We start from the raw sequence: 26,839 nt of genomic DNA, 5'->3' as shown, positions 1-26,839 counted from the left end.
TCACCCCCTCGTACCGCTCCCCGGCCGTTCCGACGTTCCGGCCCGGAGGAAGTCGTCGCCCGACCCGCGGTTCCAGCGAGGTGATGCGGTGCGGTGTGCGGGTGCCGAGTCCCCTCCGGCGCGCCCGGTCCCCGACTCGACACGTGAAGGAGCCCCATGGCCATGGCCGACCGCCCCGACCCCGCGACGACCGGGAGCACCGTCCGGCTGCCCGACGGACTGACCGAGGGGCTCGCGGACCTGAGCCGGGTGCACGACGTTCCGCCGGAGGTGACGCTGCTCGCCGCGTACGCGGTGCTCGCCCTGCGGCACGGCGGCGAACCGGACCCGACGGTGACGGTGAGCGCGGGCGAGCCGGCCCGCACCGGCGCCCACCGCCTGGACCTGACCGGTGATCCGTCCTTCGCCGGGCTGCTGGCACGGCTGCGCGAGCAGGCCCCGCTCGGGCCCGTCGACCCGGCCGCAGACCTGCGGATCGAGCTGCGCCCCGGCCTCGGGACGGCCGTCGACCCGGGCCGGCCGCCCGCACTGACCGTCCAGCGGGCACCGGACGGCCCGCGCACCCGGATCGGCCACCACCCGGCGGAGGCCGAGCGCTGGACGGCGCGCTGGCACACCCTGCTGGCCGGTGTCGTCGCCGATCCGGACACCCCGGTCGGGCGGACACCGGTGCTGCCGCGCGCCGAACTGGACCTGCTGCTCGGAGCGTGGTGCCGCACGGGTTCCTCGGCACCCACCGCCGCCCTGGTGCACCGGCTGGTGGAGGCCTGGGCGGAGCGGACGCCCGAGGCCGTCGCACTGGTGCAGGCCGGGCGCTCGCTCAGCTACGCCGAACTGAACGCCCGGGCCAACCGGTTGGCCCACTGGCTGCGCGAGCGGCAGGTCGGGCCGGAGGTCGCGGTGGCGCTCTACGGCGGCTCCACCGTCACGATGCTCACCGGCATGCTGGCCGTGCTCAAGGCGGGCGGCTACTACGTGCCGCTGGACGTCGCCGCGCCGCCCGCCCGCACCGCCGAGGCCCTGGCCGAATGCGCTCCCCGGCTGGTGCTCACCGAAGCCCCGCACACTGCCGCGCTGACGGCGCCGGCCGCCGGCCGGGAGGTCCACGACCTGGCCGCGTGCGACCTCGCCGGCCGCCCGGCCGGCAATCCCGACCCCGCCGTGCACGGCGAGGACCTCGCCTACCTGATGCACACCTCGGGCTCCACCGGCCGCCCCAAGGGCGTGGCCATGCCGCACCGTGCGCTGGTCCGGATCCTCGACTGGTACGTCACCGCGACCGCGATCGAACCCGGGGCGCACGTCCTGCAGTTCAGCGCCCTCAGCTTCGACGCGTCGTTCTGCGAGATCTTCGGTGCCTGGCACGCCGGCGCCCGGCTCGTCCTCCTGCCCGACGAGGCCGTCCGGCGCGACCCCGAGGCACTGCTCGACCTGCTGGAGCACGAGGCGATCGAACACCTGGAGGCGCCCTACTCCGGCCTGCTCAACATCGCGCACTGGGCGGCCCGCCCGGACGGGCGCCGGGCCACCCGGCTGCGCACCGTCGTCACCGGCGGCGAGCAACTGGTGATGGCCCCCGACCTGGTGCGGTGGCTGGAGCAGATGCCCGGCTGCGTGCTGCGCAACGGCTACGGCCCCTCGGAGACCAGCGTGGCCACCACGCACTGGCTGCGCGGGAACCCGGCCGACTGGCCGCAGCTGCCGTCGATCGGACGCCCCATCACGGACGCCTCGGTGTACCTGCTCGACGAGGCGCTCCAGCCGACCCCGACCGGCGTGATCGGGGAGCTGTACGTCGGCGGGCCGATCGTCGCCCGCGGCTACGCCGGCCGGCCCGCGTTGACCGCCGAACGCTTCGTCGCCGACCCGTTCGGTCCGGAACCCGGCAGCCGGATGTACCGGACCGGCGACCTGGCCCGTCACCGGCCGGACGGCTCGCTGGAGTTCCTGGGCCGGGCCGACCACCAGGTGAAGATCCGCGGGCACCGGGTCGAGCCTGGCGAGGTCGAGGCGCGGCTGCTGGAGCACCCGCTGGTCGGAGAGGTCGCGGTCACCGTGCGCGAGGACGGCACCGGCCGCAGCCTGGTCGGGCACGTCGTCGCCCGGGACCCGGCCCGCACCCCCACCCCGCAGGAGCTGCGGGCGCACGCGGCCCGGCTCCTGCCCGCGCACATGGTGCCCGCCCGCTTCGTCCTGCGGTCCGCGCTTCCGCTCACCCCGACCGGGAAGCTGGACCGGGCCGCCCTGACGGTGCCCGAGCAGGCCGCCCAGCCCGATCAGACCGCGAAGCCCGAGCAGACCCCGGCGACCGCGGAAGCGGCGGGACCGACGGGACCGACGGGCGCAGGGTCGGAGCCGCCCGTCGGAACGGCCGGGCCGTCCGGGACGGCCGCCGCGCTGCTCGGCATCTGGCAGGAGGTCCTGGCGATTCCGCAGATCGAGGTCACCGACGACTTCTTCGACCTCGGTGGCCACTCCCTGCTGGCCACCCGGGTCATCTCCAAGGTCCGCACCGCGCTGGGCAAGCGGGTCCTGATCGGCGACATCTTCGAATGTCCGACGGTCGAGCTGCTGGCGGCCCGGATCGACCGCACGGCAGCCCGGGGCGCGAAGTGAGCCGGCCCGTCGTCGTCATCGTCGAGCCCTACTCCTCGGGAAACATGTACGCGCCCGCGCTGCGCCGGGCCGGCTTCTCGCCCTGCGGGGTCACCCTGCGCTCGGCCGCCCCGCTGGCCGCCTCGTTCCGGGCCGAGGACTTCGACCACCACCTGGAGTACGGCGCCGACGACGCCGCACCGATCACCCCCGAACTGCTCGACCCGGTACTGGACCGGCTGCGCGAGCTGGCACCCGTCGCGATCCTCCCGGGCGAGCAGCACGGCGTACGGCTCGCCGACCGGCTCGCCGCCGAACTCACCCCGGACCGCGCCAACCGGCCCGAACTCGCCGCCGCCCGCTGGCACAAGGGCGAGATGTACGCCGCCGTGGCTGCCGCCGGGCTGCCCGTCGTCGAGACGCTCTGCGTCCGCGACCCGCGGGAGGCCGCCGACTGGCTGCGCGACCGCGGGCTGGAGGGGCGGGACCTCGTGGTCAAGCCCGCGAACGCGTCCGGCACCGACGGCGTGACCAGGCACCCGGGAGGGGCGGGCTGGCGCGAGGCCGTCACCGGCCTGGCCGGCTCGGTGAGCCGGCACGGCATCCGGCTGACCGACGTGGTCCTCCAGGAGTACGTCACCGGCGTCGAGTACGCCGTCGACACCTTCAGCCACGACGGCGTGCACACCGTGACCGACATCGTCCGGTACCGAAAGCACTCGGCCGACGGCCGGATGGCGATCTACGAGAGCATGGAGTTCGTGCCCCACGACGCGCCGGGCCACGACCAACTCCTGCGGTACACCCGGCAGGTGCTGGACGCCCTCGGTGTACGGTTCGGCGTCGCGCACACCGAGGTCATGGTCACCGACCGCGGGCCGCTGCTGATGGAGGTCAACGCCCGGCCGCCGGGCGGCGCGCAGCCGTGGGCCTGCCAGCTGGCCACCGGTGACAACCTGATCGAGCGTGCCGTGCGCCACCTGGCCGGGGACGGCGCCGTCCGCCTCGACTACTCCCTGGAGATGACCGTCCTGGTGGTCTTCTTCTCGGTCCGCTCGGCCGGGCCGATCAGCGGGATCGACGGCCTGAACGCCATCACCGAGCTGCCCAGCTGCTGCCACCTCAAGGTCAACGTCAAGGACGGCGACGAGGTGCCGGAGACCCTGGACCTGATGGACGCGCACAAACTCGGCGTGGCGGTGCTCGCCGACCCCGACCCGGCCCGGGTCGCCGCCGACCACCTGGCGGTGCGGCGGATCGCCTCCCGGGTCGGGCGGCCCGGCGGGTTGACCGTCGACACGGCGGCGGTGGCACCATGACCGCCGGCCCGCCGTTCTCGGCCCACCCCGACCTCGCCTCCTACCTCGACGCGCTGCGGGACCGGGCGCGGATCCCGGTGTACGGGGCGGCGGACGACCGGACCGCCGCACTCACCGAACTCACCGATCCCGCCCGGCCGTCGGACGATCCGGCACCGCCCGGTCCGGCCGGCGGGGTGCTGGTGCTCGCACCGCCCGGCTCGGCCGCCGCCCCGGTGGCAGCGGCGCTCGCGGAACGCGTCGGAGGGACGTTCACCACCGGCGCGCCCGGCGGGGCGGCCACCCCCGGGCGCGGCGGCGTGGACCACGTCGTGCTGGTCGCGCTCGCGGCCGAACTGTCGCTCGGGCCGGTGCTCGACATCCTCGACGCGACGGCGGAGCTCCGCCGCGCCGGCCGGGGCGAGGCTGCGCTCGGCGTGGTGCTCGGCCGGGACCTGGGCGAGCTGAGCCGACTGATCGCGAAGGGGCTCGGCAGCGGCCTGCGGACAGCACCGGACCACCCGCAGCTCTGCGTCGCCCCGTGGGGCGGTCGGCAGCGGGACGACACGCCCGGTGTGCACTGGGTGACGGGTGCCGACGCACGCGCCGAGGTGGTGGCACCGCTGCTGACCGGGCGGCGGCACGGACTGGTCTCCTTCGCCGTCGCCGGACGCGAGCACGGCCTGGTCCTCTCCGACACCGTGGTCTGCGGCGCCGTCGGCGACCGCACGGCCGGGCGGGCCCCGGCGCCCGCCGGTGCGCCGAGCTGTGCCTTCACCGGGCAGTGCTTCCGCCCGGGGGTGGACGCGGCCGGGGTCGTCCTGGCCCGGGAGGTCCGGGCCGACGTCGTCCTCGCCAACAGCTGTATGTCCTGGCGGCCCGGCCACGGCCTGGTGGCCGCCGACTACCAGCTGACCAACGCGTTCGCGCACGGCACCGCGGCGGCCTTCATCGGGGCCGTGCACCGGATGGTTCCGGACGTCGGCCTCAACCGCCTCGCCCACCGGGCCGCGGCGGCCGGGGCCGACGTGGGCCGGCTCGGCGTCCTGCTGAACCGGCGGGCCGCCGGCCGGGAGGTGCCGCACCACCTGGTGCTCGGCCTGCCGTGGGTGGTGCCCGTCCCCGGGGCCGGTCCGGTCCGGCTGGAGGACCTCGTCGCGCTGGTCGGCGAGACCGACCCGCCCCCGGGCGACCCGGCCGCCGCGACCCCGGACGACCGGACCAGGGCCCGGCTGCGGCAGGCGGGCCGGGCGATCCGGGCCCTGCGCGAGCTTCCGCTGGCCGGGCTGCTGCCGGCCGACGGCCTGCCGGAGCTCGACGCCCGGGTCAGCACGGCGGTGGCCGTGCTCAAGGGGGACCCGTCGGTCGTGGCGACCGACGCCGACGCCGACGCCGACCCGGTGGAGCGGCTGCTGGAGCGGGTGGCCGAGGCGGAGTACGGCGTCGCGCTCGACCTGTACGACTTCGGACAGGTCAGCGAGTCCTCCCTGAACGAGGTCTGGGAGGACTTCCTGGAGACGACGGCCGTTCCCGGCACCGCGCGCTGCCCGTACTGCGGGGGGCCGACGGCCACCGTGACGGGTCGGCACCCGGCCCACCCCGGGCTGGAGCGCGCGGTCCTGGCCTGCCACACCTGCGGCCCGGTGCTCGACCTCCCCACCGGTTCGCCGGTCCGCGACATCAGCATCGACTGCCCGCCGGTCTGGCGGAGTCCGGGGACGGTGACGGTCGAGGTCACGGTCACGGCAGTCGACGGGGCGGGGGAGGGTCTCCCGGCGGCGGTGCTGGTCCAGGTCGCCAGGGGAGCCGCCCACGGTCTGGCGGTGCCGGAGCCGCAGCGGCTCCGGCTGGTGCCCGGAAGCCCGCTCAGGGTCCGGGCCGAGGTCGAGGTGGCGGAGGACGCCTTCGCGCACCCCGAGCACGCCGTTCGGGCCGTCGTGGTGGCCGGCGGCTCGGTCCACAGCGCCACGCGGCCGGTCGCCGTCCGGCCGGTCGCCGTCCCGCCGCCGGCATGACCGGGTGGTGGGACGACCGGGGTGGCCGGCAGGCGCCCGGACGGCCGGCGACCGGGCGGTGCCCGGGAATTCGGTCCGGCAATCCGGGCCGGCGATTCGGGTCGGCGATTCGACGGAAATCCGGAAAGGCCTTGCGGCGCCGTGCAACTGACAGAGCGTCACGGTTGAACGGTGTCGTCCGAGGCGTCGGGAAATGCTTGTGCACGCCCGGTCCGGTCGGATGTAGTGGTCGAGATGCCGGGGCGGCCCCGAGGCGAGACCGACGGGGAACGCGGCACGCGGAAAGGTGGAGAATTGAACCCGTTCGACGACCCTGAGGCCTCCTTCGTGGTCCTGGTCAACGAGGTGGGGCAGCATTCGCTCTGGCCCGAGTTCCGCGACGCGCCCACGGGCTGGCGGATCGCCCGGCAGAAGGCGAGCCGCGCGGAATGCCTCGCATTCATCGAGAGGAACTGGCAGGACCTGCGGCCGACGGGCCCGGTCGGGAAGCCGTCGGTGGCCCCGACCGCCTGATGTCGGCTGCGGGCTGCCTCGACCCGGCAGCAGAAGGAGGGGAAATGGCTGCGGTGCCGCTGTCGTTCGGACAGGAGCGGTTCTGGTTCCTGAACCAGGTCGAGGGCTTCTCGGCCGCCCACAACTCGGCGGAGGCGTTCCGGTTGTCCGGTCCGCTGGACGCCGGGGCGTTGGAGGCGGCGCTCGGGGACGTGGTGGTTCGGCACGAGATCCTGCGCACGGTGTTCCCGCTGGTCGACGGCGACCCGTCCCAGCGGGTGCTGCCCGCGGTGGAGGGCCGCCCGGCCCTGGTGGTGACGGAATCGAGCGAGCCGGACGTGCGGGCGCGGGTGGCCGAAGCCGCCGGCCGGGGCTTCGACCTGACGGCGGACCGGCCGCTGCGCGCGTGGCTGTTCGCCGTGGGACCGCAGGAGCACGTGCTGCTGCTGGTGTTCCACCACATCGTGTGGGACGCCTGGTCGGCCGGACCGTTCTGGGGGGACCTGGCCCGGGCCTACGAGGCCCGGCTGGCCGGTGACGAGCCGCAGTGGTCCCCGCTCCCGGTCCAGTACCGGGACTACGCGGTGTGGCAGCGCGCGGCGCTCGGCGACGAGGACGACCCACAGAGCGCCCTGGCCGGACTGCTGACCCACTGGTGCGGTGAACTGGCCGGACTGCCGGAGGAGTTGGAGCTCCCGGTGGACCGCCCGCGGCCGCCGGTGCCCAGCCGGGTGCTCGGCACCGTCCCGTTCCGGATCGAGGCCGGACTGCACGGTCGCCTCCAGGAGACCGCGCGGGAGGGCGAGGCGACCCTGTTCATGGTGCTGCACGCCGCCGTCGCCGCACTGCTGACCCGGCTGGGAGCCGGCCCGGACATCCCGGTGGGCACCCAGGTCGCCGACCGCGGTGACGACGCGCTGAACGACCTGGTCGGCTTCTTCGTGAACACCGTGGTGCTGCGCGCCGACACCTCCGGCGACCCGAGCTTCCGCGCACTGCTGCGCCGGGTCCGGGACACCGACCTCGCCGCGTTCGAACGGCAGGAACTGCCCTTCGAGAAGCTGGTGCACGCGCTCAACCCGCAACGGTCGGTCGACCGCCACCCGCTCCACCAGGTCTCGATCGCGTTCGGCGACGGCGTGGAGAACACGCTGCGGCTGAAGGACGTGCGCTCCCGCCACGAGAGCATCGACACGGACAGCGGGACGCTGGACCTCGTCTTCGACCTGAACCCGACCCGCACCGCGACCGGCGGCCCGGACGGCATCGACGGCACCCTGGCCTTCGCGGTGGACCTCTTCGACCGGGCGACCGCGCAGCGGCTGGCCCACGGCCTGGTGCTGCTGCTGGAAGCCGTGGCCGCGGACCCCGATGCGCCGATCGGCCGGGCCGACCTGCGCTTCCCGCTCGACCGGGCCCGAGCCGTGCACCGGCCGAGCGGACTCGAACGGGCGGCCGTCCCACGGTCGCGGGAGCCCGCCCGGACGGCGGACCGGGCCCGGACGCCGCTGGAGGAGACCCTGTGCGGGCTGTTCGCCGAGGTGCTCAAGCGGACGACGGTCGCGGTCGACGACGACTTCTTCCTGCTCGGCGGGCACTCCCTGGCGGCCACCCGGCTGGTCAGCCGGATCCGTTCGGTCCTGGGAGTCAGGTTCGGCGTCCGGGAGTTCTTCGACGAACCCACGGTGACCGGGGTCGCCCGTCGGCTCGGCGACTCGGACCGCACGGACCCGCTGCCGCCGATCTCCCGCCGGTCCGCAGCCCCGGGCAGCACCGGCCGGGACGCGTAGCGGTGGGCGTCGACACCGGACCCGACACCCCGCCCGACACCGGACCCGACACCTCGTCCGACACCGGACCCCGGACCGGACCCGACACCCCGCCCGACACCGGACCCGCCGCCGGCGCGCCGTACCGGCGGACCCGGGCGGCGGCCGCGCGGTGCCTGCACGAGGTCTTCGAGGAACGGGCCGCCGCCGCGCCCGGCGCCCTGGCGGTGGCGTGTGCGGAGGAGCGGCTCAGCTACGGCGAGCTGGACGCACGGGCGGACCGGCTGGCCCGACGGCTGGCGGACGCCGGCGTACGGCGCGGTGCGCTGGTCGGCGTCCACCTGGACCGAGGCGCCGGGATGGTCGTGGCGATCCTGGCCGCACTGAAGGCCGGCGCCGGCTACCTGATGCTGGACCGGGCCTTCCCGGTGGAGCGGCTGCGTGCCATGGCCGAGGACGCGGCGCCCGCCGTGGTCGTCGCCCGCACGGCGGCGGACGCGGGCCGCCTCGGCACCCCGGCGGGCTTCGTCCCGCTGACCGGCCCCGGCCCGGCGCTGCCCCGCGGCGCCGTCCGCGCCGGACCGGAGGACGCCGCCTGCGTGATCTTCACGTCCGGCTCGACCGGCCGGCCCAAGGCGGTGTCCGCCCCGCACCGCGCGATCGTCGGCACCGTCCTCGGGCAGCGGTACACCCGGTTCGGCCCGGAGACCGTCTGGCTGCAGTGCGCGCCGGTCTCCTGGGACGCGTTCGCTCTGGAGCTCTGGGGGCCGCTGCTCACCGGCGGCGCCTGCGTGATCCATCCGGGCAGCCCCGATCCGCTCCGGATGGCGCAGCTCGTCGCGACCCACGGCATCACCACGATGAACCTGCCGACCGTCCTGTTCCACGTGATCGCGGACACCGCTCCGGAGACCTTCGCGAAGCTTCGGGACCTCCTGGTCGGTGGCGAGGCGCTCTCGCCCGACCTCGCCGCGCACGTGCTCCGGGAGCACCCGCAGCTGCGCCTCGTCAACGGCTACGGGCCGGTCGAGTGCATGGTCTTCGTGACGACGCACCGGGTCACCGCCGACAGCGCCGCCCGGCCCTCGGTGCCGATCGGCCACCGCCTGGCCGGCAAGCACGTCCGTGTGCTGGACGAGCGGCTGCGGCCGGTCGCCGACGGGGAGGCCGGCGAGCTGTACGCCGCGGGGGAGGGGCTCGCCCACGGCTACCTGGGCCGGCCCGGACCGACGGCCGAACGGTTCGTCGCCGACCCCTTCGGGCCGCCGGGCAGCCGGATGTACCGCACCGGCGACCTGGTGCGCAGGTCGGGCGACGGGGCGCTGGAGTTCGTCGGCAGGGTGGACGAGCAGGTGAAGATCCGCGGCGTCCGGGTCGATCTCGCCGAGGTCGAGTCCGTCCTGGCGGCGCATCCGGAGATCGGCGAAGCAGCCGTCGTCGCCGCGCAGGACAAACACGAAGACCGGTTCCTGGTGGCCTACATGACGATTCGTCATCGAATGGGAAAAGGGGTGTCCGAGCGTGACCTACGCGCCTATGCGGCCGGAAGAATGCCTGATTTCATGGTGCCGTCCCGATTCGTGATCGTGGACTCGTTCCCCCGGACACACAACGGAAAGCTCGATCGCACGGCCCTGGTCGAACGCGAAGCAGGCAGACCGCACGGAGGTGGGCAGGATGCTGATTCTGGGATTCAAAGAAGGTCATGACGGTGCGATCGCCGCGATCGAGGACGGCCGGCTGCTGTTCTCCCTGGAAGCGGAGAAGGACTCCTTCCCGCGTTACGACCGGCTGACCGCCGAGGTGCTGCTGCTCGCCGCGGAACGGCTCGGCCGGATCCCCGACGCGCTGGCGGTCGGAGGCTGGGTCAAGGGTGCGTTCTCCGTCGAACCACCCTCCAGGACGGGCTACTTCGGGGTGGGCCCGGGCTCGGTCTCGGACCAGGCCGGGACGTTCTTCGGCCAGGAGGTCCGGGTCTTCTCGTCGACGCACGAGCGGTCCCACATCATGACCGCGCTCGGCCTCTCCTCCTTCCGGCCCGGCCGGCCCTGCTACTGCCTGGTCTGGGAGGGGAACATCGGCTCCTTCTACCTGGTCGACGAGCGCGGCGAGGTCACCCACCTGCGCCACGTGCTGGCCGACCCCGGGAACAAGTACGCCTACCTGTTCGCCCTCGCCGATCCGCGCTTCCCGGCGAACAAGGGACTGCTCCGCCTCCAGGACGCCGGGAAGCAGATGGCCCTGACGGGCTTCGCGCAGCCGGGTGGCACGACCCGGGCCGAGCAGGAACTGATCGACTTCATCCTGGACCAGGACCAGATCATCCTGAACCTGGCCAAGGGCGACATGACCTGGACGCCGTTCCACAACATCGGCGTGGAGTCCCAGGAGTACAGGAACCTGGCGGCCAAACTCTCGGACGCGATCTTCGACCGGTTCCACGAGTACGCCGCGAAGGAACTCACCGAGGGCTACCCGCTGCTGATATCCGGAGGGTGCGCGCTCAACTGCGAGTGGAACCGCCGCTGGCGCGAATGCGGTCTCTTCCCCGAGGTGTTCGTGCCGCCCTGTCCGAACGACAGCGGCTCCGCGCTCGGCACCGCGATCGACGCGCAGCTCCACTACACCGGCTCGGCCGCGGTCTCCTGGGACGTCTACGCCGGGGACGCCTTCGTGGAGGACGCGGCCTTCGACCCGGCCGCGTACGACGTGCGGCCGCTGGACTTCGCCGAGGTGGCCCGCTTCCTGGCCGACGGCCGGGTGATCGCCTGGGCGCAGGGCCGCTGGGAGATGGGGCCGCGCGCGCTCGGAAACCGGTCCGTCCTGGCCGCGCCCTTCAGCACCGACACGACGACCCGGCTCAACCGGATCAAGCAGCGCGAGGGGTACCGGCCGATCGCCCCGATCTGCCTGGAGGAGGACGCCGACCGCTGGTTCAGCGGCTCGATCCCCGACCCGTACATGCTCTACTTCAGCCAGGTGCGGTCCGAGGAACTGCGGGCCGTCACCCACGTCGACGGGACCGCGCGAGCCCAGACGGTGACCCCGGAACAGAACCCGGAGATGGCCCGACTGCTCGGCGCCTTCCGCGACCTGACCGGATTCAGCGTGCTGTGCAACACCTCGCTCAACTTCTCCGGTCGCGGATTCATCAACCGGACCAGCGACCTGATCCGGTACGGCGAGGAGCACGGCCTGGACGGCTACGTCGTGGGCGACACCTTCGCCGTCCGGCGGGGGCCGAGCGCGTGAGGGGGCTCCCGTGCTGACCGGCACCGGCGCGCCCACCGCGCCCGCACCGAGCCGCTCCGGCCGTACCGAACACCCGGGCCGTGCCGAACACCCCGGTCGTGCCGAACACCCCGGCCACTGCGAACACCCCGGCCACTGCGAACGCCCCGCACACTGCGACCCTGCCGAGCACCTCGGCGCTGCCGAACGCTCCAGCCACGCCAACGGGAAGGCGGTTCCCTCGTGAGTCCAGCACCGCGTCAAGTCGCCGGTTTCCAGGCGGATCCGGAGTTCTTCCGCTTGGAGGAACGGACCGAGTTCGACCCCGGGCCGGTCCTGGAGGTGTTGCGCGGACAGCGGCTCGGCGTGATCTTCCGCAACGTGATACCGGACGGGGCGCAGAAGGAATCGGTCGCCCGGTTCTGGTCCAGCCCGGCGCGCCGGCACCGCGAGGGGGAGCCCTCGCACTACATCGGCTCCTACCACTGGAACAAGTCGACCGAGACCTACCTCGTCGAGACCGGCGAGGTCGCGGCGCACGTCCGCGAGGTGCTCGACGTGCCCGACTCGCCCTGGCAGAGCTTCCGTTCGGGACTGTCGGCGGAACTCGCCCGGCACGGCGCCGTGCTGCGGATCGCCGAGCACCGGGGCGCGGAGGCCTGCCCGGCGCTGATCCGGGCCTGGGACAAGGAGGGAAGTTTCGCCCTCGAACCCCACGAGGACGAGGCGCAGTGCGCCGATCCGCGGCAGGCCGGGTTCGAGATCCAGGGCGTGCGCGACTACGAGGTCTGCGCGGTCAACATGTGCGTCGAGCACGAGGAGGGCGGACGGCTGGTGATCTGGAACATCCGCCCGGACGACGAGAGCCGGCGCCGCCTGGGCATCGAGCACACCGGGTTCTCCTACCCGGCCGACACCCTCACCGGGTTCGACGAGCTGCGCATCGACGTCGAACGCGGCGACGTGTACGTCTTCAACGGCGCCTTCGTGCACGCGGTGGACACCAGCAAGGGGAACCGGACCAACCTGTCCTTCCTGATGGGGTTCATCGACGACCGCACCGTGGTCTCGTGGACGTGACCTCCGGCGGCGGCCGATGACCGCCCTCCACCTCTCCGCCATCGCCTACGTGCACGGTGAACGCCGCCCGATCGCCGAACTGTCCGGCCGGCTGGACCCCGAACTGCTCGACCCGGCGAGCGGCCTGTCCTGGTACCGGGCCGACGACCGGGACATCTGGCGGCTCGCCGCGGCGGCCGCCGCCCACACCGTCGAGGCCGCCGCCGAACCGCCCGACCTGCTGGTCTACGTGACGGAGAACGACCACGGGAGCAGCGACTCGCTGTCCCGGCTGGTGTGCGAGCTCGGTCTGCCCGCCATCCGGTACCTGCGGGTCTCCGGGCACGACTGCGGCAACCTCGGCCCGGCGCTGCACCTCGCCGCCCAGGCGCTCGCTTCCGGGGAGCACCACCGGGTGCTCCTCCTGCTGGCCGACCGGGTGCTGGACGGCGACCGCAGCCAGGCCGACACGCTCTCCGTGGTCAGCGACGGTGCGGCCGCCTGCCTGGTCACCGTCGAGGATCCGGGGCCGGACGGCGTGCGGTTCGCGGTGCACGGCGTCTCCACGGTCACCGGCGCCGTGGCCGGCGCCGGGGGCGCCGCCGGCGACCGGATCCTGGCCACCGTCGCACTGGCCGTGGCGGGCACGGAGGAGATCGCGCGGCGGACCGGACGCGCGGTGGAGGACTTCGACCACCTCCTCTTCCCCAACTACCGCACCGTCGCGCAGCAGTTCCTCTGCTCGGCCATGGGCGTGCCGCTCGACCGCCTGCTGGCCGGCCCGGTGGCCGAGTTCGGGCACTGCTTCTCCGCGGACAGCCTGGTGTCCCTGGCCCACTGCGCCGACCGCGGTGAGATCCGGCCCGGAGCGCACGTCCTGGCCTTCGGCGACGGCCCCAGCTCCTGGTCGTCGCTGGCCGTCGAGCGGCTCGGCTGACCCCCGGACCGGCCCCACCTCAGAACGAACGATCGTAGGGAATCACCATGCCGATATTCGTAACCGGCCCGGTCGACCGCGAGGTGCGCGACCTGGTCGAGGACGGGACACACCCGCGGGACCGCCCGGGGCCCGTCACCGACGCCCGGCGTGCGGTCGTCGTGGCCGACGACGGCACGGGCCCGGACGGGGAGGACACCCCCTCCGGCCGGAACCCGGTGACGGTGCGGGCGTTCGAGGCGACCGCGCTCCCGGTCGGGCCGGCGGCCGCCCCGTCACCGCTCGTCGAGGTCACCGGCTCACCGGCCCAGGCGTTCCTGACCGTGCTCCGGCACGCCGAGCAGCACGGCCGCCCGGACGGCGGGCAGACGGCGCTGCCGGAATCCCCCGTCCGGGACGTCGTCCTGGTCGGGGCCGGGGTCGTCAATCTGCTGACCGCCTGGCAGCTGGTCCGCGCCGGCCACCGGCTCCGGATCCTCGACGCGCGGCCCGACCCGCGGAGGGCGCTGCACTGGTCGGCGTACGGCTGCAGCCGGTCCGGCGGCGACGCCCGGATGTTCACCCTGACCGAGGCCGACGACTACCACGCCAGGAGCGCCGCCGACCGGCCGCTCGTCAACGGGGTGTTCCGCCGCTCCCTGGACGCCCGCGGCTGGAACGTGAAGGCGAGGCCGTTCACGGCCGCGGAAGAGCACTGGATATCGGAATTCGAAAGCGTTCCGGGCTGGTTGGCCCAGATCTACCACGACGACATCATCTCGTTCAACCGGGAGAGCCACACGCTCTGGCATTCGCTCCGGCACGAATGCCCCGGGCTCTTCCGGGACGTGGGGTACTCGCCGGGCATTCTCCGGCTCTACACGGACGAGGCACAGCTGGAGCAGTCGACGCGGCGCCACGTGACGCTCGGCGCGGTGCGTCGTGTCCTCGGCCCGGAGGCGCTCCGCCGGCGCCACCCCGGCCTCGACGGTGCGACCGACGAGCTGGTGGGCGGCCTGGAGGTGCCCGGGTTCACGGTCAACGTGCACTCCTTCATGGCCCGGTTGATCTCCTGGCTGGAGCGGGCCGGGGCGGTGTTCCGCTGGTCCACCCCGGTCGAAGGGCTGGAACGCGCCGCCGACGGACGGCTGCACGGCCTGCGCCTGCCCGACGGGTCGTTGACGGCCGACGGCTTCGTCATCTCCCCGGGGGCCTACGGCCGGGAGCTGCTGGCCGGCACCCGGTCTGCCGGCCGGATCCACGGTGTGCTCGGGGTCTGGATGGAACTGCCCGATCTGGAGCCGGAGTTGCGCCGGTCGTTGAAGATCGCCCGGCGCGGACACCCGGCCGAGGACGCGAACGTCACCCGGGCGACCGACGCGCACGGCCGCCCGCTCCTGGTCGTGGGATCCGGTTACGGCCACACCGGCGAGGACCCCGCCGACGTCGATCCCGCCGCGCTGGAGACGATGTTCGCCGCGGTCGAGGACACCTGTCGGCAGTTCTTCCCGAAGGCGTACGCCCTGGCCCGCGAGGACGGTTCGCTGCGCCGCAGCCGTCGGGTCTGCGTGCGCCCCTGGACCTCCGCCAACCTCGGCATCTTCGAGACGATGCCCACCACCGCCGGCGGGGTCGGTGTCATCACCGGTGGCCACAACACGGGCGGCTTCGCCCAGGCGCCGAGCGTGGCACAGGCCGTCGTCGCCGCCCTGAAGGGACGCCCGCACCCGATGCACGAGCTGTACCACCCGCAGCGCCTGGACCGCTTCCTCCGGCCCGCCCGGTACCGCCCGGCCGCGGAGCCGTTGCTGACGCCCGCCGTCCTGCCCGGTGGCCGGGGGCTGCGATGAGGCTGGAGCGGCGCAACGGCAACGAGTGGCATCGCACCGGAGACGCCGGGGATGCCGGGGATTCCGGGGACACCCCGGGCACCCCGGTTGCCCCCGGCGACCGGCTGCGGGTGGCCGTCCTGTGCTCGGACGACCCGCACCACCGCTACCTGGTAGCCCGGGTCGCGCGGGACCTGGACCTGGTCGGGGTCGTCGTCGAACCGGGCGCCGAGCAGCAGCGCCGGCTCTGGGCGCGGCGTGCCCGGACGGACGCGGTCGCCCGGGCGTACCAGGTCCGCCGCCAGCGGTGGACCGGCCGGTCGGCGTACCGGCGCCGGTACTTCGCCGCGCTGACGCCCCCGGTGGGTCCCGCACCGGAGCGGGTCCTGCGGGTCGACTGGATCAACTCCCCGGAGGCCGTGGACTTCCTCGCAGGGCTGGCGCCGGACGTGACGGTCGTCTGCGGGACGACCTACCTCAGGCGCCCGGTCATCGAGGCCGGCGGTCTGATGATCAACATCCACGGGGGGTACCTCCCCCAGTACAAGGGCAACCACTGCGTCTTCTTCGCCTTCCTGCGCAAGGACTACCACCGCATCGGTGCCAGCCTGCACCTGGTCACCTCCCGGCTGGACGGCGGCGAACTGGTCGAGGTGGTCCGGCCGGAGGTCCTGCCGCAGGACAACGACGAACACCTCTACGACCGTTCGGTGCACCTGGCGATCGACCGCCTGACGGAGATCCTCACCGTCTTCGAGGCCGGCGGCACCGTGCTGCGGACCGTCCCGCAGGAGGACACGGGGGAGACCTTCCGCCACCGCAGCCGCAAGCCGCACCTGGACCTGTGGGCCTGGCTCCGGATCCGGCTGGGGCTGGAACGGGTCCCGCACATCCCGCGCGAACAGCCGCCGTTCGACTGCCTGGTGCCGCGCGACGCCATGCGCCGGGACTCCTAGGGTCCGTCTCCACGCCCCCGCCGTCCGCGGGCGGGGGCCGAAGACGGGCCCCGGGTCCGGGCTGCCCGGGTTCGTCGGGCGCGGACGTTCAGGGGCGGTCCCGCCACGGGACCGCCCCTGAACGGCTTTCCACGGCTCAGCCGAGGTAGTCCTCCAGCACCGAGCCACGGCGGACGGTGTCCAGGGTGAAGCAGTGCAGCCCGCCGCCGAACAGCCGGCGGTGCCGGTGGCGGACCGGGACGGCGGTGAAGCCGTGCCGCTCCAGGGTCCGCATCAGCTCCGGGCACGCCTCGTTCACCAGGACCGTCTCCGGGTCGACCGAGAGGACGTTGAGGTCGATGTACGGGCTGGTGAGCACCAGGTCGTCGTCGTCGTAGGACGGGAAGGCGTTGACCTCCGGCTCGGGCGCGAAGATCATGTCCCACTTGCGCAGCGGCTCGGGCAGCATCTCGGCGACCCGCGGCGTGCGCACCAGGAGGAGGCCGGGGCGCAGGGCCAGCACCATGCTGTCGATGTGGTTGTCCGTCATCGAGACACGGTGGATACGGAACCGGCCCTCCAGGTGGCGTTCGAGCCAGTCCACGCCCAGGGCGTGGTTCTTCGTCGAGACGTTGATCATCAGGTCCCTGCCCAGGCGCAGGCACTGGGCGCCGTCGATCATCATCTCGAATCCCGTGTCGTACGGCGAGGCCGAGGGCTGCTTGATGAACTCGGCCGGTCCGCCGGGCGAGCGTTCGGCGTAGGACGGGTCGAAGGAGGCGTCCGTCATGATCGGCCGGGGCATCACCGTCCACCGGGCGCCCTGCTCGAAGTAGCCCTGGAACACCTTCTTCAGCAGCTGCGTCTCGAAGTACCGCGACCGGACCTGCGGCGGGGTCTCGATGATCTCGTCGCCGAGGATCAGGGTGTTGTCCCTGATGTTCAGCGGCGGCAGCACCGCGGCCGGCCAGGCCAGGGTCTCCACCTGGGAGACCTCGGCCAGCGGCATCGGCCGGTGCACCGTGACCGAGAGGGACTCCAGGGTCTGCGCGATGCCCTCGACGTCCTCGTTCAGCTCCTCCACGTACCGCCTCTTGATGGGCGACTGCACGCCCGCCTCCGGGCGCCCGCCGGCGCCGGGCGGGGAGATCACCGGGTAGTACTGCCGGTCGTAGAAGGACTTCTGTTCGGAGAGCTGGTCGTAGAAGAACAGCTTGAAGGAGAGTTCTGCCTCGTGCGTCGTGTAGTTCTCGGCGGACCCGACGATGACCTCCTGGAGCGGAGACCAACCGTCGTAGCTGTTCAGGCGCATGGGCCTGCCTCCTTCTGCGGTGGTTGTCCGGACACCCGGGCGGATCCGGGCCCGGTGGTGGTGGAGTCGGTGGCCTTGGCGGGGCGCGGGGCCGCGAGCAGCCGGGTCAGGGTCCTCAGGGTGGGCGCGGCGAGGAACGCCGGCACGGAGAGGGCCACGCCGTACTCGGCCCTGACCCGCTGCAGCAGCTGCATGACGCGGGCCGAGTCGCCGCCGTGGGCGAAGAACTGGTCCGGGAGCGCGGCGGTGTCACGGCCGAGCACCTCGCACCAGAGCGCGGCGACCCGGCGCTCCTGCGCGGTGCGCGGCACGTCGTCCGCCGGCTCCGCCGCCGGTGGTGCGGGCAGCCGGGAGCGGTCGAGCCGGCCGGCCGGATCCAGCGGCAGCCGCGGCAGCACCACGATCCGGTGCGGTACCGCGTAGTCGGGCAGTGCCTCGCGCAGGTACCGCAGCAACTCCTCCGGCACGGCGGCCTGCAGGCCGCGCGAGGTGGCGTACCCGGTCAGGCGGCCGCCGGGCGGCGCCGCCGGGTCGGCCGACACGGCCGCGTGCCGGACCGTGGGATGGGCGCGCAGCAGCACTTCCGCCTCGGCGGGCTCGGGCCGGTACCGCGGCGCGGGTTCGACGAACAGTCCGGCCGTGGGGAAGTGCCGTGCCAGGTCCGCGGTTTCGCTGTTGGCGAGGGGGGAGCCCGCGGTCCTGTCGGCGTCGGCGTCGGCGTCGGCGTCGGCGACCGCCACGGCGCGGAGCGCCGGCGCGGGCCCGCCGGCCGCCAGCTGGACGAGGAACAGCCGCAGCAGGTCGGGCGTGCAGTGCAGGACGGTGGCCCGCTGCCGGGCGAGGTCGCCCAGCAGGGTCGCCGGCGGGGCCGCGTACGGATTGACGACGTGCAGGCTCGCGCCGCTGAGCAGGGCGCCGAACAGCTCCGGGGCCGCGTCGTCCAGGGCGTGCCGGGCGATCAGCGGCACCCGGTCCTCGGGGGTGAGGCCCAGGCGTCCTGCGAACCGGAGCGCCTGCGCCAGCAGTTCCCGGTCGGTCCGCGACGTGCCGTCCGGCCGGACGCAGGCGGGTGCTCCGGCGGTGTCCGGTGCCCCGGCGGTGTCCGGTACCCCCGTGGTGTCCGGTACCCCCGTGGTGTCCGGTACCCGCGCGGTGCCCGGTACCCCCGCGGTGCCCGGTGCCCCGGTCGTCGGGTCGGCCGGTCCGTCCCCGGTCGCCGGCACGCGCAGCACCGGTCGTCCCTCGGCGGCGCGTTCGGCTGCCCGGGCGTGGGCGGCGTCGGTCAGGATCAGCGCCGGACCGGTGGCGGTGAGCGCGGCGCCCGACCGTGCAGCGGGTTCCTGCGGGTCGAGCGGCAGGTAGGCGGCGCCGGTCCTGAGCACCGCCAGGGCGGCGACGACCGACGCGATGTCGTGGCCGCACCAGAGCGCGACCAGGTCGCCGGGGCCGGCCGTGGACCGGATCCGGGCGGCCAGGGTGTCCGAGGCGACGTCCAGCTCGCGGTAGGTCAGGCTGCCGGAGGGGCCGTGCACGGCGGGCCGGTCGCCGAACCGGGCGACGGTCCCGCGGAACCGGTGGATCAGCGTCCCGTCCGGTCCCGGCGGTGCGGCGGCCGGCGGTCGGTCGCCGGGGTGTTCGGTCTGGTTCCGGGTCATGCTGCGCTCCTCTCAGGCGGGGATGAACAGCTCGCCGAGCCTCTCGTTGACCTCCCAGGCGTCGTCGAGGTCCGCCGCCACCGTGCAGTAGGTCGCGCCGTGCCGTTCCCGGTTGTAGCCGCTGACCACGATCACGCCGGTCCGGGTGGCCGGGTCGTAGGCCAGCCCCGCACCGGCGATGGCGTCGCGCATCGCCTCGAAGGACGGGGTGGCCCAGCCGCGTGGCCAGACGTTGGTGAGCAGGACCCGGTCCTTGGTGTAGCCCGGGCCCACCACGACCTCCCCGAGGACGTCGTAGGCATGCGTCGAGCTGGTGATCCGGCCGTTCCACTCGGTGAAGAGCACCTGGCGGTCCGGGGTGATGATCGCGTCCGCGCTCAGCCGGCCCCGGTAGCCCATGGCGTGCAGCGGCGCGCACACCTTCCGTCCACCGGCGATCAGCGCGGCCTGGAGTTCGGCGTCGAGTTCGGGCGGTGTCACCTCGGCCAGGTAGCGCGGGGCGTGCATCAGTTCGCCGATACCGCCGAAGACGACCTCCTCGTCCTCGATGGAGAACTCGGCGTAGTAGGCGCGACTGTCGTTGAAGTACCGTTCGACGACCAGCAGATGGGCACCATCGTCGGTGAGCCAGGACCAGTTCTCCGTCAGGTGGCGGCGCACCGCCGCCCGGTCGGTCAGTCGCACCGTCCGCCGCGCGCCGACCGGCCGCATGCCGTCGACCGGGCTGAGCACCTCGTTGCCCCCGCCGCCGGCGCCGTACTCGAGCTTCACCATCGCACTGTGGCCCCGCTCGATCAGCCTGGTGACGGCCTCCTCGGCGGCCCGGAGGTCCGCGCACACCGCGCCCTCCGGCAGGGGAGCCCCCGCGCCCGCGGCCGCCGCGCGGAAGACCGCCTTGCTGGTCACCACGGCGCCGCCGCCCTGGTCGACGAACGCGTACCCGGGCAGTGCCGAGCGGGCCCGCAGCCGGTCGGCCAGCACCGCCACCGAGGTGTGCGGCCACATCGCGAACACCTCGTCCACCGGTCGCCCGTCGAGTGCGGCCAGCACCTCGACGGCCAGCTGCGGATCGCTGATCTGCTCCCCGGTGAGCATTCCGGCACTCGACGAGGATTCCCTCGGCGGAACCACGACGGTGAGCGTTTCCCGGTCGACTCCGGTGTGCGCGGTCACGTATTGCAGGAATTCCTCCTCCGGAGCTTCCGGAAGGACCAGGACATCGTGGTTCCGGGCGAACCAGACGAAGTGGTTGACCCACCAGATGGCACCGTCGGCGTGCTTTCCCAGGTTTTCGTCCCAGTCGTTGCCTATGAGAACCCTTGCCATCTCAGCCCTCTCTGGAAACCATGGCGGATGAATGACCGTCAGTCCGATTTCCGCCCCGTCGGATGATGTCACAGAAGGTCCGGCGTGCAAGCGCGTGCACATTCGGTCCCGCGACGGCCCGGCGCGCATTCCGCGGGCGATTGCACCACCGTCGGCCGGTGGGTCCGGCAATTCACGAGGGGATTTCGTCACGATGCAGGTACGGGTGCACGACACGCTCGCGGCAGTTCCGGCCGCGGACTGGGCGACGGTGGCCGCCGGGGGCGGGCTGTACGCCTCCCACGCGTGGCTGACCCTCGTCGAACAGGAGACACCGGGCCGGTGCCACTACCTGCTGGCCCACGACGGCGCCGGGCCGGCCGGAGCGCTGCCGGTCTACCTGACGGCCCGGGAGCCCAACCCCTACTACGACCCGGGGTCGGTCTTCCGCACGGCCGCCCCGGGCCGGGACGGCCGGTACTGCCTGGCCGGCAGCCGCAGCGGCTACCGCAACCGGATCCTGCTGGCCGACCGGCTCACCGAGCCGCAACGGCGCGCCACCGTCGCCGCGCTGCTCGACCGGCTGGCCGCCCTCGCCGCGGCGCAGGGACAGGAACACGCGTACCTCCTGTACCTCGACGCTCCCGGCCTGCAGCAGGTCGGCGGGTACGCCGAGGACGTCGAGCCGGTGCTCAGCTACAGCGGCGACGCCTGGCTCGATGCTCCCGGCAGCGGCTTCGAGGACTACCTCGCCGCCCTCACCGCCACCCGGCGCAAGACGACCCGCAAGGAGCTCCGGCGCTTCGCCGAGCGGGGCCTCGACACGGTCCGGCTCGACCCGTCCGGGCGGCCCGGCCTGATCGCGCGGTTCGCCCGGCTGGGCAACGAGAAGTACGGGATCGAGGAGGACGAGGCCCGGCTGCGCGACCGTTTCGAGCGGCAGAGCGCGGCCCTCGACGGCAACGGCGTGCTGTTCGTCTGCCGGCGCGGGCCGACGGCCGTGGGGATGGCGCTCGCCTACCGGTGGGGGGAGTGGCTCTACCTGCGGGCCTCCGGGTTCGACCACGATGCCGCGGCCGGGGCCTATCCCTACTTCAACGTGGTGATCTACGAGCCGCTCCGGTACTGCTACGAGGCCGGTCTGCGCGGTCTCCACCTGGGCTCGGGATCCCACGACGCCAAGGCCGCGCGCGGCGCCCGCATCGGCCCGCTCGCCTCGGTGGCGCTGCCCGCGGCGGGCACGGCTCGCAGCGATCCGGCCGCGCCCACCGCGCGGACCGGCGTACGGCGCTACTGGGAACAGCAGTTCACGGCCCTGCCGCACCTGCTGGACCGGGAGCTGTGGCGACCGTGGCTCGGCCGCTGACGCCGGGGCCGACCGCAGGGACGGGACACGACGGAGGGGCGGCAGATGCCGCAGGGAACGGACACCCCGGAAGGGGCCGACGTGGAGGAGAGGACACCGATGGACGAGAGGACGCCCATGGAGGAGCCCGGCTGGGACGCCGACCAGGCCGCCCGGTACGATGCGGAACACGCCCGGATCGACACCCCGCTCACCGTCTCCTACCTCGCCGAACTGGCGGCCGGCGCAGACGTGCTGGAGTTCGGCGTCGGCACCGGCCGGCTGGCCGTCCCGCTGGCGGGAAAGGTCCGCAGCGTGCTGGGCGTCGACAGCTCGGCGGAGATGCTGGCGGCGGCCGCCAGGACACCGCTGCCGGAAAACCTGACCCTGGTGCGGGGCGACGCGCAGGACTGGACCACCGACCGGCGCTTCGGCCTGGTGCTCTGCGTCTACAACCTGCTGCTGCACTTCACCACCCAGGAGTCCCAGCTCGCGGTGGTGCGCAACGCCGCCGCCCACCTGGCGCCCGGCGGCAGCCTGGTCGTGGAGAACCTGCACCCGCCGCTGCGGGCCCTGGAGGACGGCGAACGGATCAGCGCCCTGCAGCCGGCCGGAACCGGCATGGGGATCAGCACCCAGCGGTTCGACTGGAAGTCGCTGCTGCTGGACCAGAGCGTGCTCTACGTGGACGAGGGCGGTCACCGGGTCCGGCGGTTCACCCAGCGGATGCTGCTGCCGTCCGAACAGGACCTGATGGCCCGGCTGGCCGGGCTGCGGCTGGTCAAACGGATCGCCAACTGGCGCGGCGGCTCCTGGCGTGCCGACCCCAGCGGTCCGGCCGCCAGCAACGTCATCTCCGTCTACCGCCGGACGGATTGAACCCGAACCGGTGGGCCCGCACCGGCGCGGCGCCGTTCAACCGAGAACACCTGACAGTTGAACGCGCGCCGTCAGGACCCGCCCGGGCCGCGGGCCGCGGACCTTGGACGATGGACAAACCGCGTGCGGTCCGAGGTTAATGGCCCTGCCGACGAACCGAGATGGAGGCGCACGTGTGGGGCAGGCTTCACCTGGCAGGGCTGAGCGGTGCGTGACTTCTTCGACCGGGAACCCGGGGTACCCGACCTGCGCGGCCCGTGGCGGTACCTGCTGCGGATGGCCGTCCGCCACCGCCGGGTCCTGTTGCTGGACTGCCTCGGCAACATCCTGTGGGCGGCCGGGCTCGGGCTGACGCCCGCCGTGATCGGGCAGGCCGTCAATCAGGGCCTGGTCGCCAAGGACCAGGGCGCACTGGTCGGTTGGGGACTGGCCGTGCTCGGGGCAGGTGTGCTCTCCGCGCTGTCGGCGATGTCCGTGGAACGCCTGGAGACCCGGCTGCGGGTCGAACCGGCGTACGAGACCATGCGGTTCGTCACCGCCAAGGCCTGCGAGCTGGGCGCCACGGTCGGGCGCAAGGTCTCGGCCGGTGACCTCGTCACCGTCGGCGTCTCCGACATCGGCCTGATCGGCCAGACCCTGGAGGTCGGCGCCCGCGGCGTGGGCGGCGTGGTCGGCTTCGTCGCCGTCGCGGTGTTCATGCTGGTCGCCTCCTGGCAGGTCGGCCTGCTGGTGCTGGTCGCGGTGCCGGTGATGCTCGTGGTCACCACCCGGCTCGCCCGGGTGCTGCGCGAACGGCAGGGCCGGCTCCGCACCCGCCAGCGCGAACTCACCGACCAGGCCGTCGACATCGTGCGCGGCCTGCGCGTGCTGCGCGGGATCGGCGGCGAGGACCTGTTCGCCGCCCGCTACCGGGAGGGCTCGCAGCGTCTGCGGGCCACCGCGCTCCGGCAGGGCCGCGCCTCGGCGGTGCTCGGCGCCACCAGGACCTTCCTGCCGAGCCTGCTGCTGGCCGGCGTGGTGGCACTGGCCGGCGAACTCGTCCTGGACCAGAAGCTGAGCGCCGGGCAGATGGTGGCCTTCTACGGCTACGCCACCTACCTGGTGATCCCCACCAACCAGATCACCTTCGCCGTCTCCAAGGCCATGCAGGGCCACGTCGCCGCGGAGAACGTCGTCCGGCTGCTCCGCACGGAACCCGACCTCGACCCCGGCCCGGACACCGGCGCCGTGCCCGTCCCCGGCCCGCTCGCCGACCCCGACTCCGGCCTGCGGGTGCCCGCCGAGGGGCTGACCGCCGTCGTCGGCTCCCCCGCCGACGCGGTCACCCTGGCCGACCGGCTGGGACGCCACACCGACTCCGGGACCACCTACGCCGGACGGAGGCTCACCGAGCTGCCGCTGGCCCGGGTCCGCGAGCGGATCCTGGTCGTCACCGCCGAGGACCACCTGTTCGCCGGGCCGCTGCGCCGAGAACTCGACACGGCGGACCGGCCGCCGGGCACCGACTCCGACGACCGCCTCTGGGCGGCCGTCGACGCAGCGGCCGCCCGGGACATCGTCGAGGCCCTGCCGGACCGGCTCGACACCGAGATCGCCGCCGGGGGGCGGGAGTTCTCCGGCGGCCAGCAACAGCGGCTGCGGCTGGTCCGCGCGCTGCTGGCCGACCCGGAGGTGCTGATCCTGATCGACCCGACCAACGCCGTCGACGCGCACACGGAGAACAGGATGGCCGAAGGCATCGCACGACTGCGCCGGGGCAAGGCCACCGTCGTGTTCACCACCAGCACCGTGCTGCTCCACCGGGCCGACCACGTCGCCCTGGTCCTGGACGGCAGCGTCGCGGCGGAGGGCTCGCACCGGGCGCTGACGGCCGACCCGCGCTACCGCGAACTGGTCGAGCGCCGGGCGGAGGCGGAGGCGGCATGAGCGACCTGCCCGTCGCCACCACACGCGAACTCGCCGCGTACGCACGGCGCGCCGTCCTCGCCCACCGGGGCGAATTCGCCCTGGTGGTCGGTCTCCAGGCGCTCGCCGCCGTCGCCGGACTGTTCGCCCCCTGGCTGCTCGGCACCCTGGTGGCCGACGTCACCCACGGCCACGACACCGTGCTGCGCCTGGTCCTGCTGATCCTCGGGTGCCTGGCCGCGCAAGCCGTGCTGGTCCGGCTCGCCGAGTACGCGGCGGCCAGGCTCGGTGAGAAGGTCCTGGCCGACCTGCGCGAGGACTTCGTCACCGACCTGCTGGCCCTGCCGCCGGAGACCGTGGAGGACACCGACGCCGGCGACCTGATCACCCGCACCACCCGCGACATCGACCAGCTCTCCGGCGCCATCCGGTCCGCGATCCCGGCCACCATGACCTCGGTCGGCATCGTCTGCTTCACCCTGGGCGCCCTCCTGCTGATCAGCCCGCTCCTGCTGCTGCCCTGCCTGCTCTCGGTGCCGGTGCTCTACGGCGCCGGCCGCTGGTACCTGCGCCGGGCACACCAGGGCTACCTGCGTCAGGCGGCCACCTACTCCCGGCTGACGGAGAGCCTGGCCGAGACGGTCGAGGGCGCCCGCACGGTCGAATCGCTGCGGCTGGCCGCCCGCCGGATGGACGAGGTCGACGAGTCCATCGCCGCCTCCTACGCCGCCGAGCGCCACACCCTGCGGCTGCGCAACGTCTTCCTCCCGCTCTGCGACACCAGCTACGCCCTGCCGGTGGCCGCCATGCTGATCTTCGGCGGCACGCTCTACCTGCACGGCACGGTCTCGCTCGCCGCCGTCACCGCCGGCACCCTGTATGCGTCCCAACTGCTCAATCCGCTGGACCAGTTGATGTTCTGGCTGGACTCGCTGCAGTCGGCCGCCGCCGCGCTCGCGCGGTTGCTGGGGCTGTCGCGGTTCCGGCAGCCGGCCGTGGCGGCCGCCACCGCGGGCACCGGGCGCAGCGCCGGCGGCCGGCGGGACGCCGAGGCCAGGGACATCGAGGTCCGGGACCTCCGCTACGCCTACCAGCCGGGCCGGGACGTGCTGTGCGGGATAGACCTGACGATCCGCCAGGGGGAGTGGCTGGCCGTGGTCGGCCCCTCCGGCGCCGGCAAGTCGACGCTGGCCAAGCTGCTCGCGGGGATCTACACCCCGCACGGCGGAGGCATCACGGTGGGCGGCCGGGAGGTCGCGGGCCTCGCCCCCGCCGATCGGCGCGGCACGGTCGCCCTGGTGACCCAGGAACACCACGTCTTCAGGGGCACCCTGCGCGACAACCTCACCATCGCCCGCCCGGACGCCGGTGACGAGGAGATCGCCGACGCCCTGCGCGCCGTCGACGCCTGGGAGTGGGCCGAGGAGCTGGGAGTGGACCGCGAGGTCGGCCCCGGCGGTCAGGCGCTCGACCCGGCGAAGGTGCAGCAACTGGCCCTCGCCCGCCTGCTCCTGGCCGACCCGGACATCCTCGTCCTGGACGAGGCGACCTCGCTGCTGAACCCGCGGGCCGCCCGGCACCTGGAGCGATCCCTGGCCGCCGTCACCACCGGCCGGACGGTGGTCGCCGTGGTCCACCGTCTGCACACCGCTCAGGACGCCGACCGGATCGCGGTGCTCGACGACGGCCGGATCGCCGAGTTCGGCACGCACGAGGAACTGCTCGCCAAGAACGGCGTCTACGCGAGCCTCTGGTGCGCCTGGCAGGGCTAGGGCTAGGGCTAGGGCTAGGGCTAGGTCCAGGTCCAGGTTCAGGACCTGGGCGCGGCCCGGGACGCGTCCGCTCCCGGGCCGCCGACACGACCCGAGAGTGCGCGCCGCCCGAATTCCTGTCGTGAAATCCGTCTGCCGGAGAACGTCGTAGGGGAGGGGGTGATTTTCCCATTGAGCCAGCGGATACTGGAGGACGTACGGGCGGCCTGGTGTGATGTCTTCGGGTCGGCCCCGGACGAGCCCGAGCGCGATTTCTTCGACTGCGGCGGCAATTCCCTTCTGGCCATCCGGCTGCAGCGGGCCCTTCTCACGCGGACCGGGGCGGCGCTCACCGTCGCGGAACTCCTGCGGCACCGGACGATCGGTGCGCAGGCCGCGTACATCGGAAGCACCGGGCCGGTCGGTTCCGGGCCGGATTCCGGGTCCGGCCCGCGGGCCGACGAGCCCGGTCGGGCCGATTGACGGGGCGGGCCCTTCGAGTCGCCCGGATCGACACCGGTCCGGGCCGGGTCGACATCGGATCGCGT

General features: G+C 73.8%; 20 protein-coding genes. 17 read left to right on the top strand and 3 right to left on the bottom strand.

The features are described from left to right. Positions 1–156 precede the first annotated feature (156 nt). The 12 genes from ACFV04_RS02140 (at position 157) to ACFV04_RS02085 (ending at position 16,160) form a co-directional block, all read left to right on the top strand. A complete protein-coding gene (locus tag ACFV04_RS02140) occupies positions 157–2,616 on the top strand; it encodes an amino acid adenylation domain-containing protein (RefSeq protein WP_380526195.1) in 2,460 nt (819 codons plus the stop codon). Beyond that, entirely contained in the window at positions 2,613–3,914 is a 1,302-nt protein-coding gene (locus ACFV04_RS02135) for an ATP-grasp domain-containing protein (RefSeq protein WP_380526193.1), read from the top strand. Before ACFV04_RS02140 ends, ACFV04_RS02135 begins: the two co-directional genes overlap by 4 nt. Then, positions 3,911–5,908, top strand: a complete 1,998-nt coding sequence (locus tag ACFV04_RS02130) for a hypothetical protein (protein ID WP_380526191.1) — start codon at positions 3,911–3,913, stop codon at positions 5,906–5,908. The genes ACFV04_RS02135 and ACFV04_RS02130 overlap by 4 nt, the downstream gene beginning before the upstream one ends. Before the next feature lie 294 nt (positions 5,909–6,202). Next, positions 6,203–6,421 (top strand): MbtH family protein, encoded by a 219-nt coding sequence (locus ACFV04_RS02125; protein WP_380339774.1) that lies wholly within the window; start codon positions 6,203–6,205, stop codon positions 6,419–6,421. A gap of 44 nt (positions 6,422–6,465) precedes the next feature. Beyond that, positions 6,466–8,190: a condensation domain-containing protein gene (locus ACFV04_RS02120; protein WP_380526189.1), complete on the top strand. Its 1,725-nt coding sequence runs from the start codon at positions 6,466–6,468 to the stop codon at positions 8,188–8,190. A gap of 2 nt (positions 8,191–8,192) precedes the next feature. After that, positions 8,193–9,878 (top strand): amino acid adenylation domain-containing protein, encoded by a 1,686-nt coding sequence (locus ACFV04_RS02115; protein ID WP_380526187.1) that lies wholly within the window; start codon positions 8,193–8,195, stop codon positions 9,876–9,878. Then, positions 9,847–11,421 (top strand): carbamoyltransferase C-terminal domain-containing protein, encoded by a 1,575-nt coding sequence (locus ACFV04_RS02110; RefSeq protein ID WP_380339782.1) that lies wholly within the window; start codon positions 9,847–9,849, stop codon positions 11,419–11,421. The genes ACFV04_RS02115 and ACFV04_RS02110 overlap by 32 nt, the downstream gene beginning before the upstream one ends. 10 nt (positions 11,422–11,431) lie before the next feature. After that, entirely contained in the window at positions 11,432–11,647 is a 216-nt protein-coding gene (locus tag ACFV04_RS02105; RefSeq protein ID WP_380526185.1) for a hypothetical protein, read from the top strand. Beyond that, positions 11,644–12,480: a hypothetical protein gene (locus tag ACFV04_RS02100; RefSeq protein WP_380339788.1), complete on the top strand. Its 837-nt coding sequence runs from the start codon at positions 11,644–11,646 to the stop codon at positions 12,478–12,480. The genes ACFV04_RS02105 and ACFV04_RS02100 overlap by 4 nt, the downstream gene beginning before the upstream one ends. Positions 12,481–12,496: 16 nt before the next feature. Continuing rightward, complete coding sequence (locus ACFV04_RS02095; RefSeq protein ID WP_380526183.1) at positions 12,497–13,396, top strand: 3-oxoacyl-[acyl-carrier-protein] synthase III C-terminal domain-containing protein; 900 nt, start codon at positions 12,497–12,499, stop codon at positions 13,394–13,396. A gap of 47 nt (positions 13,397–13,443) precedes the next feature. Next, positions 13,444–15,225, top strand: coding sequence for an NAD(P)/FAD-dependent oxidoreductase (locus ACFV04_RS02090; protein WP_380526182.1), 1,782 nt, complete (start codon positions 13,444–13,446; stop codon positions 15,223–15,225). After that, positions 15,222–16,160: a formyl transferase gene (locus ACFV04_RS02085; protein ID WP_380526180.1), complete on the top strand. Its 939-nt coding sequence runs from the start codon at positions 15,222–15,224 to the stop codon at positions 16,158–16,160. The genes ACFV04_RS02090 and ACFV04_RS02085 overlap by 4 nt, the downstream gene beginning before the upstream one ends. Positions 16,161–16,296: 136 nt before the next feature. Here the strand turns inward: ACFV04_RS02085 and ACFV04_RS02080 are convergent, their stop codons facing one another. From ACFV04_RS02080 to ACFV04_RS02070, 3 genes are read right to left on the bottom strand one after another with little or no spacing between them, the layout of a single operon-like run. Further along, positions 16,297–17,451: a glycine amidinotransferase gene (locus tag ACFV04_RS02080; protein WP_360262611.1), complete on the bottom strand. Its 1,155-nt coding sequence runs from the start codon at positions 17,449–17,451 to the stop codon at positions 16,297–16,299. Continuing rightward, a complete protein-coding gene (locus ACFV04_RS02075) occupies positions 17,442–19,106 on the bottom strand; it encodes an AMP-binding protein (RefSeq protein ID WP_380526178.1) in 1,665 nt (554 codons plus the stop codon). The genes ACFV04_RS02080 and ACFV04_RS02075 overlap by 10 nt, the downstream gene beginning before the upstream one ends. A gap of 12 nt (positions 19,107–19,118) precedes the next feature. Continuing rightward, on the bottom strand, positions 19,119–20,432 hold the full coding sequence (locus ACFV04_RS02070) for a peptide ligase PGM1-related protein (RefSeq protein ID WP_380526176.1): 1,314 nt from the start codon (positions 20,430–20,432) through the stop codon (positions 19,119–19,121). A gap of 193 nt (positions 20,433–20,625) precedes the next feature. Here ACFV04_RS02070 and ACFV04_RS02065 point away from each other — a divergent pair, with 193 nt between their 5' ends. The 5 genes from ACFV04_RS02065 to ACFV04_RS02045 all read left to right on the top strand — a co-directional run bounded on the left by ACFV04_RS02065 (position 20,626) and on the right by ACFV04_RS02045 (position 26,774). After that, complete coding sequence (locus tag ACFV04_RS02065; RefSeq protein WP_380526174.1) at positions 20,626–21,777, top strand: GNAT family N-acetyltransferase; 1,152 nt, start codon at positions 20,626–20,628, stop codon at positions 21,775–21,777. A 99-nt stretch (positions 21,778–21,876) separates the two neighbouring features. After that, positions 21,877–22,635: a class I SAM-dependent methyltransferase gene (locus tag ACFV04_RS02060; protein WP_380526172.1), complete on the top strand. Its 759-nt coding sequence runs from the start codon at positions 21,877–21,879 to the stop codon at positions 22,633–22,635. Between the two features lie 207 nt (positions 22,636–22,842). After that, the gene (locus ACFV04_RS02055; RefSeq protein ID WP_380526170.1) at positions 22,843–24,561 is read left to right on the top strand and encodes an ABC transporter transmembrane domain-containing protein; all 1,719 of its coding nucleotides are present in this window, start codon (positions 22,843–22,845) and stop codon (positions 24,559–24,561) included. Beyond that, positions 24,558–26,312, top strand: a complete 1,755-nt coding sequence (locus tag ACFV04_RS02050; protein ID WP_380526168.1) for an ABC transporter ATP-binding protein — start codon at positions 24,558–24,560, stop codon at positions 26,310–26,312. The genes ACFV04_RS02055 and ACFV04_RS02050 overlap by 4 nt, the downstream gene beginning before the upstream one ends. 159 nt (positions 26,313–26,471) lie before the next feature. Then, positions 26,472–26,774 carry an acyl carrier protein gene (locus ACFV04_RS02045; protein WP_380339820.1) on the top strand — a complete coding sequence of 101 codons (303 nt, stop codon included), beginning with the start codon at positions 26,472–26,474 and terminating at the stop codon, positions 26,772–26,774. Positions 26,775–26,839: the final 65 nt, after the last annotated feature.

The sequence above is a fragment of the Kitasatospora sp. NPDC059599 genome, assembly GCF_042735125.1.
Lineage (GTDB): Bacteria > Actinomycetota > Actinomycetes > Streptomycetales > Streptomycetaceae > Kitasatospora.
The sequence above is the reverse complement of the archived record's forward strand: the minus strand, read 5'-3'. Positions and strand labels throughout refer to the sequence as shown.

What these genes read in the sequence shown, in the direction of transcription:
- ACFV04_RS02080 (WP_360262611.1), bottom strand. Translation starts at nt 17,451, where the DNA reads ATGCGCCTGAACAGCTACGACGGTTGGTCTCCGCTCCAGGAGGTCATC.
- ACFV04_RS02075 (WP_380526178.1), bottom strand. Translation starts at nt 19,106, where the DNA reads ATGACCCGGAACCAGACCGAACACCCCGGCGACCGACCGCCGGCCGCC.
- ACFV04_RS02110 (WP_380339782.1), top strand. Translation starts at nt 9,847, where the DNA reads ATGCTGATTCTGGGATTCAAAGAAGGTCATGACGGTGCGATCGCCGCG.
- ACFV04_RS02065 (WP_380526174.1), top strand. Translation starts at nt 20,626, where the DNA reads ATGCAGGTACGGGTGCACGACACGCTCGCGGCAGTTCCGGCCGCGGAC.
- ACFV04_RS02090 (WP_380526182.1), top strand. Translation starts at nt 13,444, where the DNA reads ATGCCGATATTCGTAACCGGCCCGGTCGACCGCGAGGTGCGCGACCTG.
- ACFV04_RS02070 (WP_380526176.1), bottom strand. Translation starts at nt 20,432, where the DNA reads ATGGCAAGGGTTCTCATAGGCAACGACTGGGACGAAAACCTGGGAAAG.
- ACFV04_RS02095 (WP_380526183.1), top strand. Translation starts at nt 12,497, where the DNA reads ATGACCGCCCTCCACCTCTCCGCCATCGCCTACGTGCACGGTGAACGC.
- ACFV04_RS02060 (WP_380526172.1), top strand. Translation starts at nt 21,877, where the DNA reads ATGGACGAGAGGACGCCCATGGAGGAGCCCGGCTGGGACGCCGACCAG.
- ACFV04_RS02140 (WP_380526195.1), top strand. Translation starts at nt 157, where the DNA reads ATGGCCATGGCCGACCGCCCCGACCCCGCGACGACCGGGAGCACCGTC.
- ACFV04_RS02050 (WP_380526168.1), top strand. Translation starts at nt 24,558, where the DNA reads ATGAGCGACCTGCCCGTCGCCACCACACGCGAACTCGCCGCGTACGCA.
- ACFV04_RS02120 (WP_380526189.1), top strand. Translation starts at nt 6,466, where the DNA reads ATGGCTGCGGTGCCGCTGTCGTTCGGACAGGAGCGGTTCTGGTTCCTG.
- ACFV04_RS02085 (WP_380526180.1), top strand. Translation starts at nt 15,222, where the DNA reads ATGAGGCTGGAGCGGCGCAACGGCAACGAGTGGCATCGCACCGGAGAC.
- ACFV04_RS02130 (WP_380526191.1), top strand. Translation starts at nt 3,911, where the DNA reads ATGACCGCCGGCCCGCCGTTCTCGGCCCACCCCGACCTCGCCTCCTAC.